Origin of the sequence: Streptomyces sp. NPDC020379, assembly GCF_044387105.1 — a bacterium.
In the GTDB taxonomy this organism is placed as follows: domain Bacteria; phylum Actinomycetota; class Actinomycetes; order Streptomycetales; family Streptomycetaceae; genus Streptomyces.
In genome coordinates this window covers 237,412-253,423 of the sequence record NZ_JBIRVR010000004.1, presented here as the reverse complement: position 1 = coordinate 253,423, position 16,012 = coordinate 237,412, and the positions used below count along the sequence as shown (strand labels likewise).

General features: G+C 73.1%; 13 protein-coding genes. 9 read left to right on the top strand and 4 right to left on the bottom strand.

The genetic code is table 11. The annotated features are described in order from the left end of the window. Positions 1-88 precede the first annotated feature (88 nt). From ACH427_RS07710 to ACH427_RS07700, 3 genes are read right to left on the bottom strand one after another with little or no spacing between them, the layout of a single operon-like run. Positions 89-358 carry a hypothetical protein gene (locus tag ACH427_RS07710; protein ID WP_361527963.1) on the bottom strand — a complete coding sequence of 90 codons (270 nt, stop codon included), beginning with the start codon at positions 356-358 and terminating at the stop codon, positions 89-91. A 48-nt stretch (positions 359-406) separates the two neighbouring features. After that, entirely contained in the window at positions 407-2,530 is a 2,124-nt protein-coding gene (gene malQ / locus ACH427_RS07705; RefSeq protein WP_398868506.1) for a 4-alpha-glucanotransferase, read from the bottom strand. 10 nt (positions 2,531-2,540) lie between these two features. Continuing rightward, complete coding sequence (locus ACH427_RS07700; RefSeq protein ID WP_398868505.1) at positions 2,541-2,726, bottom strand: hypothetical protein; 186 nt, start codon at positions 2,724-2,726, stop codon at positions 2,541-2,543. 661 nt (positions 2,727-3,387) lie between these two features. Between ACH427_RS07700 and ACH427_RS07695 the strand changes: the two genes are divergently transcribed. Further along, positions 3,388-6,411, top strand: a complete 3,024-nt coding sequence (locus ACH427_RS07695; protein ID WP_398868504.1) for a beta-N-acetylglucosaminidase domain-containing protein — start codon at positions 3,388-3,390, stop codon at positions 6,409-6,411. A gap of 60 nt (positions 6,412-6,471) precedes the next feature. On the opposite strand, the gene ACH427_RS07690 is transcribed toward ACH427_RS07695, so the two are convergent. Then, on the bottom strand, positions 6,472-7,008 hold the full coding sequence (locus ACH427_RS07690; protein ID WP_121798258.1) for an HNH endonuclease: 537 nt from the start codon (positions 7,006-7,008) through the stop codon (positions 6,472-6,474). 258 nt (positions 7,009-7,266) lie between these two features. Between ACH427_RS07690 and ACH427_RS07685 the strand changes: the two genes are divergently transcribed. The 8 genes from ACH427_RS07685 (at position 7,267) to ACH427_RS07650 (ending at position 15,968) form a co-directional block, all read left to right on the top strand. Next, entirely contained in the window at positions 7,267-8,331 is a 1,065-nt protein-coding gene (locus ACH427_RS07685; protein WP_398868503.1) for a mechanosensitive ion channel family protein, read from the top strand. A 207-nt stretch (positions 8,332-8,538) separates the two neighbouring features. After that, positions 8,539-9,696, top strand: coding sequence for an ROK family protein (locus tag ACH427_RS07680; protein WP_398868502.1), 1,158 nt, complete (start codon positions 8,539-8,541; stop codon positions 9,694-9,696). A gap of 72 nt (positions 9,697-9,768) precedes the next feature. Next, the gene (locus ACH427_RS07675; protein ID WP_398868501.1) at positions 9,769-11,112 is read left to right on the top strand and encodes an ABC transporter substrate-binding protein; all 1,344 of its coding nucleotides are present in this window, start codon (positions 9,769-9,771) and stop codon (positions 11,110-11,112) included. Between the two features lie 11 nt (positions 11,113-11,123). Further along, a complete protein-coding gene (locus ACH427_RS07670; protein WP_398868500.1) occupies positions 11,124-12,074 on the top strand; it encodes a carbohydrate ABC transporter permease in 951 nt (316 codons plus the stop codon). Beyond that, positions 12,071-12,910 carry a carbohydrate ABC transporter permease gene (locus ACH427_RS07665; protein WP_398868592.1) on the top strand — a complete coding sequence of 280 codons (840 nt, stop codon included), beginning with the start codon at positions 12,071-12,073 and terminating at the stop codon, positions 12,908-12,910. The genes ACH427_RS07670 and ACH427_RS07665 overlap by 4 nt, the downstream gene beginning before the upstream one ends. Before the next feature lie 16 nt (positions 12,911-12,926). Then, positions 12,927-14,180, top strand: a complete 1,254-nt coding sequence (locus ACH427_RS07660) for a 6-phospho-beta-glucosidase (protein ID WP_398868499.1) — start codon at positions 12,927-12,929, stop codon at positions 14,178-14,180. Then, positions 14,171-15,157 carry an N-acetylglucosamine kinase gene (locus ACH427_RS07655; RefSeq protein WP_398868498.1) on the top strand — a complete coding sequence of 329 codons (987 nt, stop codon included), beginning with the start codon at positions 14,171-14,173 and terminating at the stop codon, positions 15,155-15,157. Before ACH427_RS07660 ends, ACH427_RS07655 begins: the two co-directional genes overlap by 10 nt. Positions 15,158-15,608: 451 nt before the next feature. Next, a complete protein-coding gene (locus ACH427_RS07650; RefSeq protein ID WP_398868497.1) occupies positions 15,609-15,968 on the top strand; it encodes a tyrosinase cofactor in 360 nt (119 codons plus the stop codon). The last annotated feature ends 44 nt before the right edge of the window (positions 15,969-16,012 follow it).

Genomic DNA, 16,012 nt, shown 5'->3' with positions numbered 1-16,012 from the left:
CAAGGACGGCGCGGGCACACAACAGAACCGCCCGGCGTCCTCGGCCCTTGAAGGACCGTGGACGCCGGGCGGCGGAAGAGAGGAAGGGTCAGCGCGTGCGCGCGTGGTGGGTGTCGCGGGTGTGCGGGTTGTCACCGTGGCGCGAGGCGACCATCACGATGCCGGCGATCACCAGGAAGAGGACGATCGGCGCGGCGACATAGAGGCCGAGCGTGTCGAGCACGCTCAGGCCCGGACCCGGGTCGTCACCGTCGTCGCGGGTGAGCGCGAACGCGGGGGACGACATCAGCAGCATCAGCATTGTGCCGGTGGCGATGGCACCGGCACGCACGGCGTTCTTGTTGACCTTATTGCTCACGCGCTCAACGTATAGGACACCTGCCCGGCCCGCGCGTCCGGGGTGGCCCTACGGGGACCTCACCGCCCTGACCTCCTCCATCAGCGCGTGCAGCCGGGGCGAGGCCACCAGCTCCTCCAGGGAGAGGGGCCTGCCCTCCGCGTCGGCGACGGGCAGCCGCCAGTTGGGGTACTGGTCCCACGTGCCCGGCAGGTTCTGCGGCCGCCGGTCCCCGACCGTGTCCGGCAGCCAGACGCCGATCATGCGCGCCGGGGTGAGCAGCAGATAGCGGTGCACGGCCCGGACGGCGGCCTCCTCGTCGGCCCCTTCCGGCAGCAGGCCCAGCCGCCGGAAGAGCGCCAGCCACTCGGCGACCTCGCGCGCGTCCTCCCGCTGCTCGTCGGCGAGCGGGCGGGCGAGCAGCCCCAGCCGGTGGCGCAGCCCGACGTGGTCGCCGGTCAGGCGGGAAGCGGTGCTCGGCAGGTCGTGGGTGGTCGCGGTGGCCAGGCAGGACGTGCGCCACCGGGCGGGCTCCAGGGGCTCGGCGGGCTCGCGCGCCCAGTCCCGCTCGAACCACAGCACCGAGGTGCCCAGCACGCCCCGCTCGGCGAGCGCGTCCCGCACGCCCGGCTCGACCGTGCCGAGGTCCTCCCCTATGACGGCGGCGTTCGCGCGGTGCGCCTCCAGGGCGAGGACCCCGAGCATGGCCTCCGGGTCGTAGCGGACGTACGTGCCCAGCGTCGGTTCCCGGCCCTCCGGGACCCACCACAGGCGGAACAGGCCCATCACATGGTCGATCCGCAGCGCGCCCGCGTGCCGCAGCAGGCCGCGCAGCAGATCGCGGTACGGTCCGTAACCGCCGGCCTCCAGGGCGTCGGGCCGCCAGGGCGGCAGACCCCAGTCCTGGCCGCGGGCGTTGAAGGCGTCGGGGGGCGCGCCGATGGACATGCCCGCGGCGAAGGCGTCCTGCTGCGCCCAGGCGTCGGCGCCCGAGGGGTGGACGCCGACGGCCAGGTCGTGGACGAGCCCCACGCGCATGCCCGCGTCGCGCGCCGCCCGCTGCGCCGCGGCCAGCTGCTCGTCGGTCAGCCAGGCCAGCCAGCGGTGGAAGCCGACGCGGTCGTGGAGCTCCTCGCGGGCGCGGGCCGTGGCGGCGGAGCGGGGATCGCTCAGGCCGCCGGGCCAGCCCCGCCAGTCGGTGCCGTGGACCTCGGCGAGCGCGCACCAAGTGGCGTGGTCCTCCAGCGCCGGGCCCTGCCCGGCGAGGAAGGCGTCGTGGGCGGCCCGGCGCCCGGGGCCGAGCGGCACGGCGCGCACGAGCTCCAGCGCGCGCCGCTTGAGCGCCCAGACGGCGTCCCGGTCGATGAGCTCGCCGCCGCGCAGCACGCCCTCCCGCAGCGCGGCCGCCCGGGTCAGCAGTGCCTCGGCCCGCTCGCGCGCGGGGCCGGCCAGGTGGGCGTACTCCGCGACGTCCTCGACGCGCAGGTGCACGGGGTCGGGGAAGCGGCGGGAGGACGGGCGGTAGGGCGAGGGGTCGGTGGGGGCGCCGTGGGTGCCGGGCACGGCCGCGTGCAGCGGGTTGACCTGCACGAAGTCCGAGCCGTAGGTACGCCCGGACCAGGCCGCGAGCTCCGCCAGGTCACCGAGGTCGCCCATGCCCCAGGAGCGGGCCGACAGCAGGGAGTACAGCTGGACGAGGAAGCCGTGGGAGCGCTCCGGCGGCTCGGGCAGCCGCTCGGGAGAGACGATCAGGGACGCTCCGGCGCTCCGGCCGTCGGGGGCCTGGGCCCGCAGGAGGTGCCTGCCGTACGGCAGGCCGCCGGAGAAATCGGAGGCGTCCGGCACGCGACCGGCGCGCACGGCATTCCGCGCGCCTGCCGGATCCCATGTGGGCCCCTGCCACGCCACACTCCGCCCGTCCTCGGTCTCGACCCGCAGCAGCGTGCCTTCCGGCAGCGCGGGCAGTCCGGGCCGCGAGGGGCGCAGCACCACCGTGGCGGGCAGCAGCCGCAGGGCGTCCGCCTGCTCCCGGGCCTCCAGGGCCTCCCCGACGGAGCGGGGGGTGGACGCGTCGACGCCGAGGGCGGCGAGGACCGCGACGACGGTGTCCTCGGACACCGCGACGCTCCGGCCGGGGGCGGGAGCGTAGGAGGTGGCGACGCCGTGCAGGGCGGCGAGCCGCGCTCTGCCCATCCCCACCGCCTCAGATCTCCGGGCTGTCCGTGCCGCAGGGATTACGGGCGGTGGGTTCACTGGTCAGCGGGGGCTCGGGGGTGAGCGGGGGCTCGCTGGTGAGAGGCGTGGTGTCGGCGAGGGGCGGCTCGCTGGTCAGCGGCGGCTCGGTGCAGCTGGTGAGCCCGGAGAGCAGCAGAAGAGCGGACGCGGCCACGGGGGCCTCCTGTGGGTGACGGGGGCGGGTCACGTCATGGCCTACCCACGGATGGCGACGGCAGACGCATGTCTTTGGCGGATCACCCCTCGCCCGACCGTGACGCGGGGGGGTTCCGCGCCGCTGCCCGGGCACCTTCGCCGCTGCGAAATGAGCCCCTCCGGCGCTTGAGGACACGGGCCGCAGACGCCGGAAACCCGCACATGACACCTGTCCCGGCCACACCCGGCCCGCCCGGCACCTGAGGACGCTCCCCCGGACTCCGCCCGGGGAACCCCAAGGACACCCCCGCCACAGGCACCAACAAACCCGCACGTCACACCCATCCCAGCCAAATCCAGCCCGTCCGGCGCTTGAGGACGCCCGCCGCTGGGGGCACCTCTGGGGGGCGTCCCCGGACGGAGTCCGGGGAGGCAGCCGGGGGAGCGACGAACCCGCACGTGGGCTCCCACCCCGGCCACCCCCAGCCCGTCCGGCGCCCGAGGACGCCCGCCGCAAGGCGGCGACGAACCCGCGCCCGGACACGGACAGCAACCAAAGACTCCGCAGGGCAATAACCGCACTTCGGTCACGTCCGTTGACACCTTCACCCGCTGGTGATGGGCTCGACCCTCACCGACACGGGGAAACACGGGGAACGTGGGAAAAGGGGAAACGGACCGTGCATTTCCGGGGCAGTGACTCCGCCTTCTCCCACCCTCGCCGCGCCGGGGCCACCGTTCTGGCCGCCGCGCTCCTCGGCGCTCTCCTCGGCGGGTCGGCCGAGGCCCTCGCCACGCCCCGCCCCGACGGCACCGCGGCCTCCGCGCCCGACCGGGAGAGCGATTCGGGCCTGCCGCCGGTGTGGCCGCGCCCGCAGAGTTCGCGCGCGCTGGGCGCGTCCGTACCGGTCGGCGACCTGGTCACCCTGATGGCCGACAGCGGCACCGACCCGTACGCCCTCGACGCGCTGCGCGAGATCCTGCGCGCGGCCGGTGCCCGCACGGTCGTGGACGCGGCGCCCGGCGGCACCCCGCCGCCGAGCGGGCTGATCGTCCTCGCGGGCGGGCAGGCCGCCGAGGACGCCCTCACGTCGCTGGGCGCGCCCGCCGCCGGGGACCTGCCCACGGGCGGCTACCGCCTCGCGACCGGCCAGGTCGACGGCAGGCCCACGGCCGCGCTCTCCGGCAACGGGCCGGACGGGCTCTTCCACGCGGCGCAGACGCTGCGGCAGTTGGCGGTGGCGCGCGACGGCGGGCACGCCTTCGCGGGCGCGGTGATCCGTGACTGGCCGGGCACGGCGGTGCGCGGGCTGACCGAGGGTTTCTACGGCCGGCCGTGGTCGCGTGAACAGCGGCTGGTGCAGCTGGACTTCATGGGGCGCACGAAGCAGAACCGCTATCTCTACGCGCCCGGTGACGACCCCTACCGCCAGGCCCGCTGGCGCGCCCCGTACCCCGCCGAGCAGCGTGCCGACTTCCGCGCGCTGGCCGAGCGGGCCCGCCGCAACCACGTGACGCTCGGCTGGGCGGTCGCCCCGGGGCAGTCGATGTGCTTCTCCTCCGCGGGCGACCTGCGGGCCCTGGAGCGGAAGATCGACGGGATGTGGGCGCTGGGCGTGCGCGCCTTCCAGTTGCAGTTCCAGGACGTGAGCTACAGCGAGTGGCACTGCGACGCGGACTCGCGGGCGTTCGGCTCCGGGCCGAAGGCGGCGGCGAAGGCGCAGGCGAAGGTCGCGGGCGCGATCGCCCGGCACCTGGCGGCCAAGGGCGCCGAGGCCGCGCCGCTGTCGCTGCTGCCGACCGAGTACTACCAGGACGGCCGGACCGAGTTCCGCCGGGCGCTCGCGGACCAGCTGGACCCGCGGGTGGAGGTGGCGTGGACGGGTGTCGGGGTGGTGCCCAGGACCATCACCGGCGGCGAACTCTCCGACGCCCGCGCGGCGTTCGGGCACCCGCTGGTCACCATGGACAACTATCCGGTGAACGACTTCGCCGAGGACCGCGTCTTCCTCGGGCCGTACACCGGCCGCGAGCCGGCCGTCGCGACCGGCTCCGCCGCGCTGCTCGCCAACGCGGCCGCGCAGCCCACCGCTTCGCGCATCCCGCTGTTCACCGCCGCCGACTACGCCTGGAACCCCCAGGGCTATCGCCCCGACGAGTCGTGGCAGGCGGCCGTCGACGACCTCGCGGGCACCGACGGGCCGACCCGCGAAGCACTGCGGGCGCTGGCGGGCAACGACGCGTCGTCCGTGCTCGGCGGCGAGGAGTCGGCGTATCTGCGGCCGCTGCTGGACGCCTTCTGGGAGGCGCTGTCGGGAACGGACCAGGGCCGGCTGACCGACGCGGCGGACCGGCTGCGGTCGGCCTTCGGCACGATGCGGGACGCCCCGGACCGGCTGGCCCGGGAGCCCGACGGCTTCGGCGACGAGGTGCGGCCGTGGCTGGACCAGCTGGCGCGGCACGGCCGGGCGGGCATCAGGGCCGTGGACATGCTGACCGCCCAGGCGCGCGGCGACGGTGCGGCGGCCTGGCGGGCCCAGCTCGACGTGCAGGAGCTGCGGGAGAAGATCGACGACAGCCCGGTGACGGTCGGCAAGGGGGTGCTGGCGCCCTTCCTCGACCAGGCGCTGGCCCGCGCCGACGGCTGGACGGGCGTGGACCGGCCGGTGCGCACGGCGGGCGCGGCCACCGACGGCGACCCGGCGACGGCGGTCACCCCGCCCGCGGGCGAGCCGCTGACCGTACGGCTGACGGGGCAGCACCCGCTCACGGCCGTCACCGTGCTCACGGCGCCGGGCAAGGGCGTGCGGGGCACGGCCTGGGCCCACGACCCGGCCAAGGGCTGGCAGCGGCTCGGCGCGGTGTCCGACAGCGGCTGGACCCAGGTGCCGGGCAAGGACGTACGGGCCGACGCGCTGCGGCTGGTCTGGGCGGACGGCGGCGACCGGCCGGCCGTGCACGAGATCGCGCCGTGGTTCGGGGACACCCCCTCGGCCGACTTCGAGCTCACCGACTCCGACGTGGCCGCGGAGAACGGCGGGCAGCCCGCCGTCGCCGAGGCCCGGATGATCAACCGGCGGCCGGAGACGGTCCGCGAGAAGCTCACCGTGCGCGCGCCCTCCGGCGTCACGGTCAAGGCGCCCGCCGAGGTGGAGGTGGCGCGTGGCGGCGTGGCCACGGCCCGGATCGAGCTGTCCGTGCCCGCCGGGTCAGCGGCCCGCACCTTCACCGTGCCGGTCAGACTGGGCGACGTGGAGCGGACCCTGACCGTACGGGCGTACCCGCGGTCCGGCGGCCCGGATCTGGCGCGCGGCGCGAAGGCGGCGTCCTCGGGCGACGCCTCGGCCGACTCCCCCGCGTCGGCGGCGGTCGACGGCGACCCGGCGACGCGGTGGACCGCCGAGCCGGTGGACGGCGCCTGGTGGCAGCTGGAGCTGGCGCGCCCGGCCCACCTGGGCAGCCTCGTGCTGCACTGGCAGGACGGCCACCCCTCGCGCTACCGCGTCCAGGTCTCGCCGGACGGCCGGACCTGGCGCGACGCGGCCGTCGTCGGCCACGGCGAGGGCGGCACGGAGACGGTGCGCATGGACGCGCCCGGGGCCCGGTTCGTGCGGGTCCAGGGCGGGAAGCGGGCGACGGGGGACTCGTACGCCCTGACCGAGGTGCAGGCGTACGCCGTGGTCGATCAGCAGGGCAGGCCCTGAGACCGGGCCACCGCCCGCGCGCGGGCGACCGCGCGCACCTATGACGATGGCCCGGTCGACTCAGGCGGAAATGCCGTCGATCCGGGCCATCGCGTCCTCCGCGCCGAATGCCTCCAGATAAGGCAGCCAGCGCGGATCCCTATGTCCCGTGCCGATGATGCGCCATGCCAGCCCGGACGGCGGCGCCGGCTGGTGCCGCAGCCTCCACCCCAGCTCGGCGACGTGCCGGTCGGCCTTGACGTGGTTGCAGCGGCGGCACGCGGCCACCACGTTCTCCCAGGCGTGCTGGCCACCACGGCTGCGCGGGACGACGTGATCGACGCTGGTTGCGACGCCACCGCAGTACGCGCATCGGCCGCCGTCACGGGCGAAGAGGGCGCGGCGGGTGAGCGGAACGGGCCCCCGAAAGGGCACCCGCACGAAGCGCTTGAGCCTCACGACGCTCGGTGCGGGGATGGTGCAGGTCGCGCTGTGCATGAAGGCGCCGGAATCCTCAAGGCTGACGGCCTTTTCGTTGAGGACGAGTATGAGCGCGCGGCGGAGCGGTACGACGCCGAGCGGCTCGTACGACGCGTTGAGGACCAGGACATGCGGCACGGGTGCCTCCTTGTACGCCGGCGGCGCGTGGCTCGCGCCGGGACGATCTCCTGCAAGTGTCCCCCGGCCCCCGGCCGGAGCGCCACCATCGCCAGGTAACGGGCCACGGGTGTTTTGGAACACAGTGTGTTCATCCCCCGCTCAAGACCTGCTCCATCTCGAACAGAGCAACGGAGGAACGCGGCTGCCCCGTTAGTGTGGTGTGCTGCCCGCGCCGCCCTTCGCGCGCGGGCATGGCTCATACGGAGGGTTACCGCTGTGATCTGGTCCGCTGCCCCGGCCGCCGACTCGACGCCCCGTCCCGTGTCCCTGGACGAGGCTCAACGGACGGCCAACGACGCCGCGGGCTGGGTGGAGGAGAACTGGTCCATCTGGCTCAGCAACGGCCTGCGCATGATCCTGATCGTGGTGATCGCGGTCGTCATGCGGTCGCTGATCCGGCGGGCCATCACCAAGCTCATAGCCCGCATGAACCGCACCACCGAACATCTCGACGGCACCGCGCTCGGCGGCCTGCTGGTCAACGCCGAGCGGCGGCGGCAGCGCTCCGAGGCCATCGGGTCGGTGCTGCGCAGCGTCACCTCGTTCCTCATCATGGGCACGGCCGCGCTGACCGTGCTGTCCGTACTCAAGATCAACCTGGCCCCGCTGCTCGCGAGCGCCGGTGTGGCGGGCGTGGCCATCGGCTTCGGCGCCCGCAACCTCGTCACGGACTTCCTCTCCGGCGTCTTCATGATCCTGGAGGACCAGTACGGCGTCGGTGACGAGGTGGACGCCGGCGTCGCCACCGGCACCGTCATCGAGGTGGGCCTGCGCGTGACCAAGCTGCGCGGCTCCAACGGCGCCATCTGGTACGTGCGCAACGGCGAGGTCAAGCGCATCGGCAACCTCAGCCAGGGCTGGGCCACGGCGGGCGTCGACATCCAGGTCCGCTCGGACGAGGACCTGGACCGGGTGCGCGGGATCATCACCCGCGCCGGCGAGGAGATGCAGAAGGACGAGCCGTGGAACGAGCGGCTGTGGGAGCCGGTCGAGGTGCTCGGCCTGGACGCGGTCTATCTGGACTCCGTCGTCATCCGGGTGTCCGCGAAGACGATGCCCGGCGTGGCGCTGGGCGTGGAGCGGGAGCTGCGCTGGCGGATCAAGCAGGCGCTGGACGCGGAGGGCATCCGCATCGTCGGGCGCCCGCTGGACGCGGACCTGGAGACCGCGGCCGCCGACCCGGCGGCCGCGGTGGCCGCCCCCTCCGCCCTGGCGAACCCCGCCTCCCCGCAGTCCCAGGCCACCGTGCCGATACCGCCGGGCCCCACGCTCGGGAAGTGATCCGTCGCGACGGGGCCGGGAAAGAACCCCGCCGCACCCATTGACGTCGCCCTGCTGCGGCTTTAACGTCCTGTCTCATTGATAGGAAAGTTTCCTAACAGCTGTGCGGCCGCGTCGTCGGCGGCTGCTTTCCTGACAGCTGAGTTCCTGACAGATGAGGCGGAGACCATGGCCGGTGCCCCGGGGACCCCACGTGTGCTGCGGGCCATGAACGACCGGGCCGCCCTGGACCTCCTCATCGCCCACGGCCCCCTCACCCGCACCCGCCTCGGCGAGCTCACCGGCCTCTCCAAGCCCACCGCCTCCCAGCTGCTCACCCGGCTGGAGGCCGCCGGGCTGGTCCGCCCGACCGGCAACGTCACCGGCCGGCCCGGCCCCAGCGCCCAGCTCTACGAGGTGAACCCCGGCGTCGCCCACGTCGCCGCCCTCGCCGTGGACCCCGAGGGCATCACCGCCGCCGTCGCGGACATCACCGGGCGCGTCGTCGGCGAACACCGCGTCGAGGCGGAGGCGAGCGCCGAGTCCGTACGGACGCACACCGCCGCCCTGGTCACCGAGGCCGTCGAGGGGGCACTCACCACGGCCGGCCTCGGCCGCGAGGCCCTGCACCGCACGGTCATCGGCACCCCGGGCGCCCTCGACCCGCGCAGCGGCACCCTCCGCTACGCGCCCCACCTGCCCGGCTGGCAGTCCCGCGCCCTCCCCGACGAGCTCGCCGCGGCGCTCAGGACGCCCGTCGTCATCGAGAACGACGTCAACCTCGCCGCGGTCGCCGAGCAGCACGACGGCACCGCCCAGGACTTCGACGACTTCGTGCTCGTCTGGGCGGCCGAGGGCGTCGGCGCCGCCGTCGTCCTCGGCGGCAATCTGCTGCGCGGCGCCACCGGGGGCGCGGGCGAGATCGGCTATATGCCGCTGCCCGGCGCGCCGCTCGCGCGCGGCGGCGAGGACGCGACCGCGGGCCCGGACGGCGGCGGGGGCTTCCAGATGCTCGTCGCCTCGCCCGCCGTGCTCGCGCTCGCCGCCACCCACGGCATCGACGCCACCACCGCACGGGAGGCGCTGACGCTGGCCGCCGCCACCCCGGGTGGTGGTGACGACCTGCTCGCCGAGCTCGGGCGGCGGCTCGCCGTCGGGCTCGCGGCCGTCGTCGCCGTGGTCGACCCGGAGCTGGTGGTGCTCTCCGGCGAGGTCTGCCAGGCGGGCGGCGAGCGGCTGCGCTCGATGGTCGAGGCCGAGCTCACGGGGCTGTCCCTGCCCCGGCCGCTGCTGCGGCTCAGCGCCGTCCAGGGCTCGCCGATCCTCACCGGGGCGCTGCGGGTCGCGCTCGCCGCCGCCCGCGACACCGTCTTCGACACCGCCTGACCGGCCGGCCCGCCGCTCCCCCACGTTCCCGCGCGCCACTTCCCCGCCCCCTGCCGCAAAGGAAGTCCAGCCATGCCGCGAACGCACCGCCGCGCGCCGGCCCTCCTCGTCCCCCTGCTGCTCTGCGTGGGCCTGCTGGCGGCCTGCGCGAACCCGGCCCGGGGCAGCGCCGACGACGACCCCACCCGGCCGGTGACCCTGCGGTTCTGGCACGGCTGGTCGGAGAAGGACGAGGTCAGGGCGATCGACGCGTCGATCGCCCGGTTCAGGAAGCTGCACCCCAACATCCGGGTGAAGGCCACCGGGAACGTCAGCGACGCGACCGCCGGCCAGGCACTGCGCGCGGGCGGGAGCGACGCGCCCGACGTGGTGTCCTCCTTCACCACCGACAACGTCGGGCAGTACTGCTCCTCCGGCATGTGGGCCGATCTCGACCCCTTCATGCGGAAATCGGGCCTCGACAAGGAGAAGGTCTTCCCGAAGACCCTGCTGAGCTACACCTCCTACGAGGGCAAGCAGTGCGCCCTGCCCCTGCTCGCGGACGCCTACGGCCTCTACTACAACAAGGACGCCTTCGAGAAGGCGGGCATCTCCCGTCCCCCGCGCACGATGTCCGAATTCCGCGAGGACGCGGCGAAGCTCACCCGGCGGACCTCCGGCGGCTCGTACCGGCAGCTGGGCTATATGCCGGACTTCCGCTTCTACCAGAACAGCCCGGACCGGCTCCTCGCCCAGTGGGGGCCGCGCTACTTCGACGACAAGGGAAAGGCCCGGCTCGCCGATTCCCCCGACACCGCGGAATTCTTCCGCGTCCAGCGGGAGCTGATCAGCGCGCAGGGCGGCTACGGCCCGCTGGAGACGTTCCGCACCACCTTCGGTGACGAGATGTCCTCGCAGAACGCCTTTCTGACCGGGAAGGTGGCCATGCACATGGACGGCGAATGGCGCGGGCGGATGCTGGACGAGGCCAGGCCCTCCTTCCGCTGGGCCACGGCCCCCATGCCGGTGCCCGACGACCGCCCGGAGACCTACGGCCGCGGCTATCTCACCGGCACGGTCGCGGGCATCGCGCACAGCAGCAAGCACCAGAACGCGGCGTGGGAACTGCTGAGATTCCTGACGGCGGACACCGGTCAGGTGGTCGCGTTCGCCAATGCCATCCACAATCTCCCGTCCACCAACGCCGCGCTCGCCTCACCGGAACTGGACCGCGACGCCACTCTCCGGACCTTCCTCGGCATCGCGGCGAATCCCCGCAGCGTCGGAATGCCGCCGTCCGTCAACGGCGGGCAGTACATCGTCTCGCTCCGCGACTTCTCCTTCGACGTCGAGGCGGGACGGGTCCACGACCTCGAGAAGGGCCTGCGCCGGCTCGACCGGCAGATAGACGACGACAACCTCCAGTCCCGCAACTGACGGAGCCCGCCATGGCCATATCCCCAGCACCCGAACTGCGCCGCAGACGCACCCGAGAACGGCTGCGGACACTCGGCTTCCTCTCCCCGTGGCTGGTCGGCTTCACCGTCTTCTTCGGCTATCCGCTCCTCGCCACCGTCTATTTCTCCTTCATGCACTACAACCAGATCCAGGCCCCGGTCTTCGTCGGCCTGCGGAACTGGCGCTATGTGCTGGAGCAGATGCCCCTCTTCGGGCCGGCGCTGTGGAACACCCTCTGGCTCGTGGTCGTCATGGTCGCCCTCCGCGTCGCCTTCGGGCTCGGCGTCGGCCTGCTCGTCACCAAGGTCAAGACGGGTGCCGGGTTCTTCCGTACGGCCTTCTATCTGCCGTATCTGGCACCGCCCGTGGCCGCGACGGTCGCCTTCGTCTTCCTGCTCAACCCCGGCACCGGGCCGGTCAACGAGGCGCTCTCGGCGGTGGGGGTGTCCGCGCCCAACTGGTTCAACGACCCGGACTGGGCCAAGCCCTCGCTGGTGCTGCTCTCCCTGTGGGGCATCGGCGACCTGATGGTCATCTTCATGGCCGCCCTGCTGGACGTGCCCAAGGAGCAGTACGAGGCGGCCGAACTGGACGGCGCGGGCCCGTTCGCGACATTCCGCTACGTCACCTGGCCCGCCATTCTGCCGATCGTGATGTTCGCGGTGGTGACCGGCGTCGTGCAGACCATGCAGTACTACACCCAGGCCCTGGTCGCCGGAAAACTCGCCTCCGGGGTCAGCGTCGGGCCCGGCACGGTCATCCAGCCCGGCTATCCCGACCACTCCACGCTCACCGTGCCGCAGCTCGTCTATTCGCTGGGCTTCCAGAATTTCAACACCGGCGCCGCGTGCGTGCTCTCGCTCGTGCTCTTCGCCATCGCCATGGCCGCGACCTCGCTGCTCATGCGCAAGCGGACCGGCCTGCTGACGGCGGAGGACTGAGCGTGAAGACACGTCGCCGCGCTCTGCACTGGATAGCGGTCCACACCACCGCCGTCGCCGCCGCGCTCTTCTTCGTCCTGCCGTTCGTCTTCGTCTTCCTGACCTCGGTCATGAGCGACGACCAGGCGATGAGCGGCGAGCTGTGGCCGCACGAGTGGAACTGGTCGAACTACGCGGAGGTGTTCGACACCCCGGGCTTCCTCGACTGGTGGCGCAATTCCCTGCTCTACGCGGGGCTCGGCACCCTGCTCACCGTGTGCTCGTCGGTCCCGGTGGCCTACGCGCTCGCCAAATTCCGCTTCCGCGGCCGCCGGACGGCACTCGTACTCGTCATCTCCACGATGATGCTGCCGCCTCAGGTCGTCGTCATTCCGATGTATCTGGTGTGGTCGCAGCAGCTGCACCTGTCGGGCTCCCTCTGGCCGCTGATCATTCCGTTGGCGTTCGGGGACGCGTACTCGATCTTCCTGCTCCGGCAGTTCCTGCTGACGATCCCCAGGGAATACCTGGAATCGGCGAAGGTCGACGGCTGCGGTGAACTGCGCACGCTGCTGGGCATCGTGGTGCCGATGGCGAAGCCGGGCATCGCGGCGGTCGCGCTCTTCCAGTTCTTCTACTGCTGGAACGACTACTTCGGCCCGCAGATCTACGCGGCGCAGAACCCGGGTGCCTGGACACTCAGTTATGGTCTGGAGTCCTTCAAGAGCGCGCACAGCGTCAACTGGAATCTGACCATGGCGGCGACGCTGCTCGTCATGGCGCCGGTCATCGTCGTTTTCTTCTTCGCACAGAAAGCCTTCGTCGAAAGCGTCACTCTCACCGGAGTAAAGGGCTGATTCCCATGATGCGCACATGAAGCTCGCAGTGGTCGGCGGAGGATCGACCTACACCCCCGAACTCATCGACGGCTTCGCCCGCTTGCGCGACACGCTGCCGCTGACGGAACTCGTCCTGATCGACCCGGCCGCGGACCGGCTGGAGCTCATCGGCCCGCTCGCCCGGCGGATCTTCGCCCGTCAGGGCCACCCCGGGCGGATCACCTGGACGGCGGACCTGGACGCGGGCGTGGACGGCGCCGACGCCGTGCTGCTCCAACTGCGCGTGGGCGGCCAGGCGGCCCGCGAGCAGGACGAGACGTGGCCGCTGGAGTGCGGCTGCGTCGGCCAGGAGACGACGGGCGCGGGCGGCCTCGCCAAGGCGCTGCGCACGGTGCCCGTGGTGCTGGACATCGCGGAGCGCGTACGGCGGCGCAACCCTGGCGCGTGGATCGTGGACTTCACCAATCCGGTGGGGATCGTGACGCGGGCGCTGCTGACCGCCGGGCACCGGGCGGTCGGGCTGTGCAACGTGGCCATCGGCTTCCAGCGGAAGTTCGCCGGGCACCTGGGCGTCGCGCCGGAGGCGGTCGCGCTGGAGCACGTGGGGCTCAACCACCTCACGTGGGAGCGGTCGGTGACCGTCGGCGGCCGTGACGTGCTGCCGCGGCTGCTCGCCGAGCACGGCGAGGCCATCGCCGCCGACCTGCGCATGCCGCGCGGGCTGCTGGACCGGCTCGGCGTGGTGCCCTCGTACTACCTGCGCTACTTCTACCAGCACGACGAGGTCGTCAAGGAGCTGCTGAGCAAGCCCTCGCGCGCCGCCGAGGTGGCCGCGATGGAGCGGCAGCTGCTGGCGCTGTACGGGGATCCGGCGCTGGACGAGAAGCCGGAGCTGCTGGGCAAGCGGGGTGGCGCGTTCTATTCGGAGGCCGCGGTCGCGCTGACCTCCTCGCTGCTGCGTGACACCGGCGACGTGCAGGTCGTCAACGCCTTCAACAACGGCACGCTGCCGTTCCTGCCGGACGACGCGGTCATCGAGGTGCCCGCGGCGGTGGACGCCCGGGGCGCGCACCCGGCGCCCGTACGCCCCCTGGAGCCGCTGTTCGCCGGGCTGGTCGCGGGCGTCACCGCCTACGAGCACCTGGCGCTGGAGGCCGCCCTCAAGGGCGGCCGCGACCGGGTGTTCGAGGCCCTGCTCGCACATCCGCTGATCGGCCAGGCCGCCTACGCGGACCGGCTGGCCGACGAGCTGATCGCACACAACCGGGAGCACCTCGCGTGGGCCTGAGCGACTCGGCGTTGGCGATCGACGCCGGCAACAGCAAGACCGACGTGGCTCTGGTGGCCGCGGACGGGACCGTGCTCGGGCGGGCCCGGGGCGGAGGCTTCCAGCCGCAGCGGACCGGGGCCGGGGAGGCGGTCGCGGCCCTGGGGCCGCTGCTGGCCGAGGCGGCGGCGCGGGCCGGGCACCGCGGCCCGGTCCGGGTGGGCCACATCCAGGCGTGCCTGGCCAACGCCGATCTCCCGGTGGAGGAGAAGCGGCTCACGGCGGCGGTCGAGGCGCACGGCTGGGGCCGTACGGTCACGGTCGCCAACGACACCTTCGCCCTGCTGCGGGCGGGGCTGCCCGACGGGGACGAGCCCACGGGCGTGGCCGTGGTGTGCGGGGCCGGCATCAACTGCGCGGGGCTGGCGCCGGGCGGCCGCACCGCCCGCTTCCCCGCGATCGGCCACCTCTCGGGCGACTGGGGTGGCGGCGGGCACCTGGCGGCCGAGGCCCTGTGGTGGGCGGCGCGCGCGGACGACGGGCGCGGCGAGGCGACCGAGCTGGCCCGCGCCCTGCCCGCGCACTTCGGGCTGGCGGACATGCCCGCGCTGATCGAGGCGCTGCACCTGGGCACGGTGGAGGAGGAGCGGCGGCACGAGCTCACACCCCTGCTGTTCGCGGTGGCGGCCGCGGGGGACGCGGTGGCGGAGTCGCTCGTGGCCCGGCAGGCGGAGGAGGTCGTGGCCATGGCGGCGGTGGCGCTGGGCCGGCTGGGGCTGCTGGCGGAGCCGGTGCGGGTGGTGCTGGGCGGCGGGGTCCTGGCGGCACGCCATCCGCTGCTGCACGACCGGGTCGTGGAGCTGCTGGCGGCGCGCGCGCCCAAGGCCGTGCCGGTGGTGGTGACGGCCCCGCCGGTGCTCGGCGCGGCGCTCCTCTCCCTGGACCGGGCGCAGGCTCCGGCCTCCGCGTACGCCCGGCTGCGGGGGCACTTCGCCTAGGGCTCGATCCCGATCACCGGCCGGGCTGGAAACACCAGTCCGGCCTCTCGCATTCCCCGGCCAAGCGCCTGTTCGCGTCATCCTCGCGCCGTGAGAACCGTCACTGCGGACGGGTGCGTTCCGAAGAAATGCCACTCAAGATCATTTTCGGCTGAAGAATCTCCTGACACGGCGTCAATAACGCCATACGCCAGAAACTTCTCCCTTGACGATAGTTGACCTTTCACGCACCGAATGTCCATAAAGCGGCCAACCATTCCTCACCCTCCCGGCACCCGTGCAAACATCCGGTCCGCATGGATTGATCACGAAATACAACAAGCAACCGCCATCAAAAGGGATTTGCGGGTGCATTCGTGACAACCCTGCACCTGATCACCTTTCGAGGGGGGTTCGACCCATGTCGTCCAACGTCACCCGACGTCTTGTACTCAGAGGGACCGCCGTGGCCGTGGCCGGTGCCGCACTGGCCGCTCCGACCGCGATGGCCGCCACCCGGAGCGCCATGGCAGGCACCATGGACCACTCCGGCCACACCGGACACACCGCTCCCCAGCCGTTCGACGAGATCTACCAGGGCCGGCACATCGTCGGTAAGGCCGCCGAGCCCGGCAGCATGAGCGCCCACCACGGCGGCACCTTCGCGGTCTTCATAGACGACCGTGAGCTGCACATCATGCGGCTCGGCGACGGGACCTGGATCAGCGTCGTGAATCACTACCTCCCCCTCGACGACCCGCGCGCGCTCGCCCGTGCCGCCGTCGAGAAGCTCCGGGGCGCCACGCTCGTCCCGATGACGATGGCCCACTGACGCGTCACTGCCCTCCCACGAACCCGACCCGAAAGGACACGACA

Bases quoted from the DNA above. Each gene is read 5' to 3' on its own strand.
- malQ (WP_398868506.1), bottom strand. From the start codon at position 2,530: ATGGGCAGAGCGCGGCTCGCCGCCCTGCACGGCGTCGCCACCTCCTAC.
- ACH427_RS07680 (WP_398868502.1), top strand. From the start codon at position 8,539: ATGAACGACCGGGCCGCCCTGGACCTCCTCATCGCCCACGGCCCCCTC.
- ACH427_RS07675 (WP_398868501.1), top strand. From the start codon at position 9,769: ATGCCGCGAACGCACCGCCGCGCGCCGGCCCTCCTCGTCCCCCTGCTG.
- ACH427_RS07670 (WP_398868500.1), top strand. From the start codon at position 11,124: ATGGCCATATCCCCAGCACCCGAACTGCGCCGCAGACGCACCCGAGAA.
- ACH427_RS07660 (WP_398868499.1), top strand. From the start codon at position 12,927: ATGAAGCTCGCAGTGGTCGGCGGAGGATCGACCTACACCCCCGAACTC.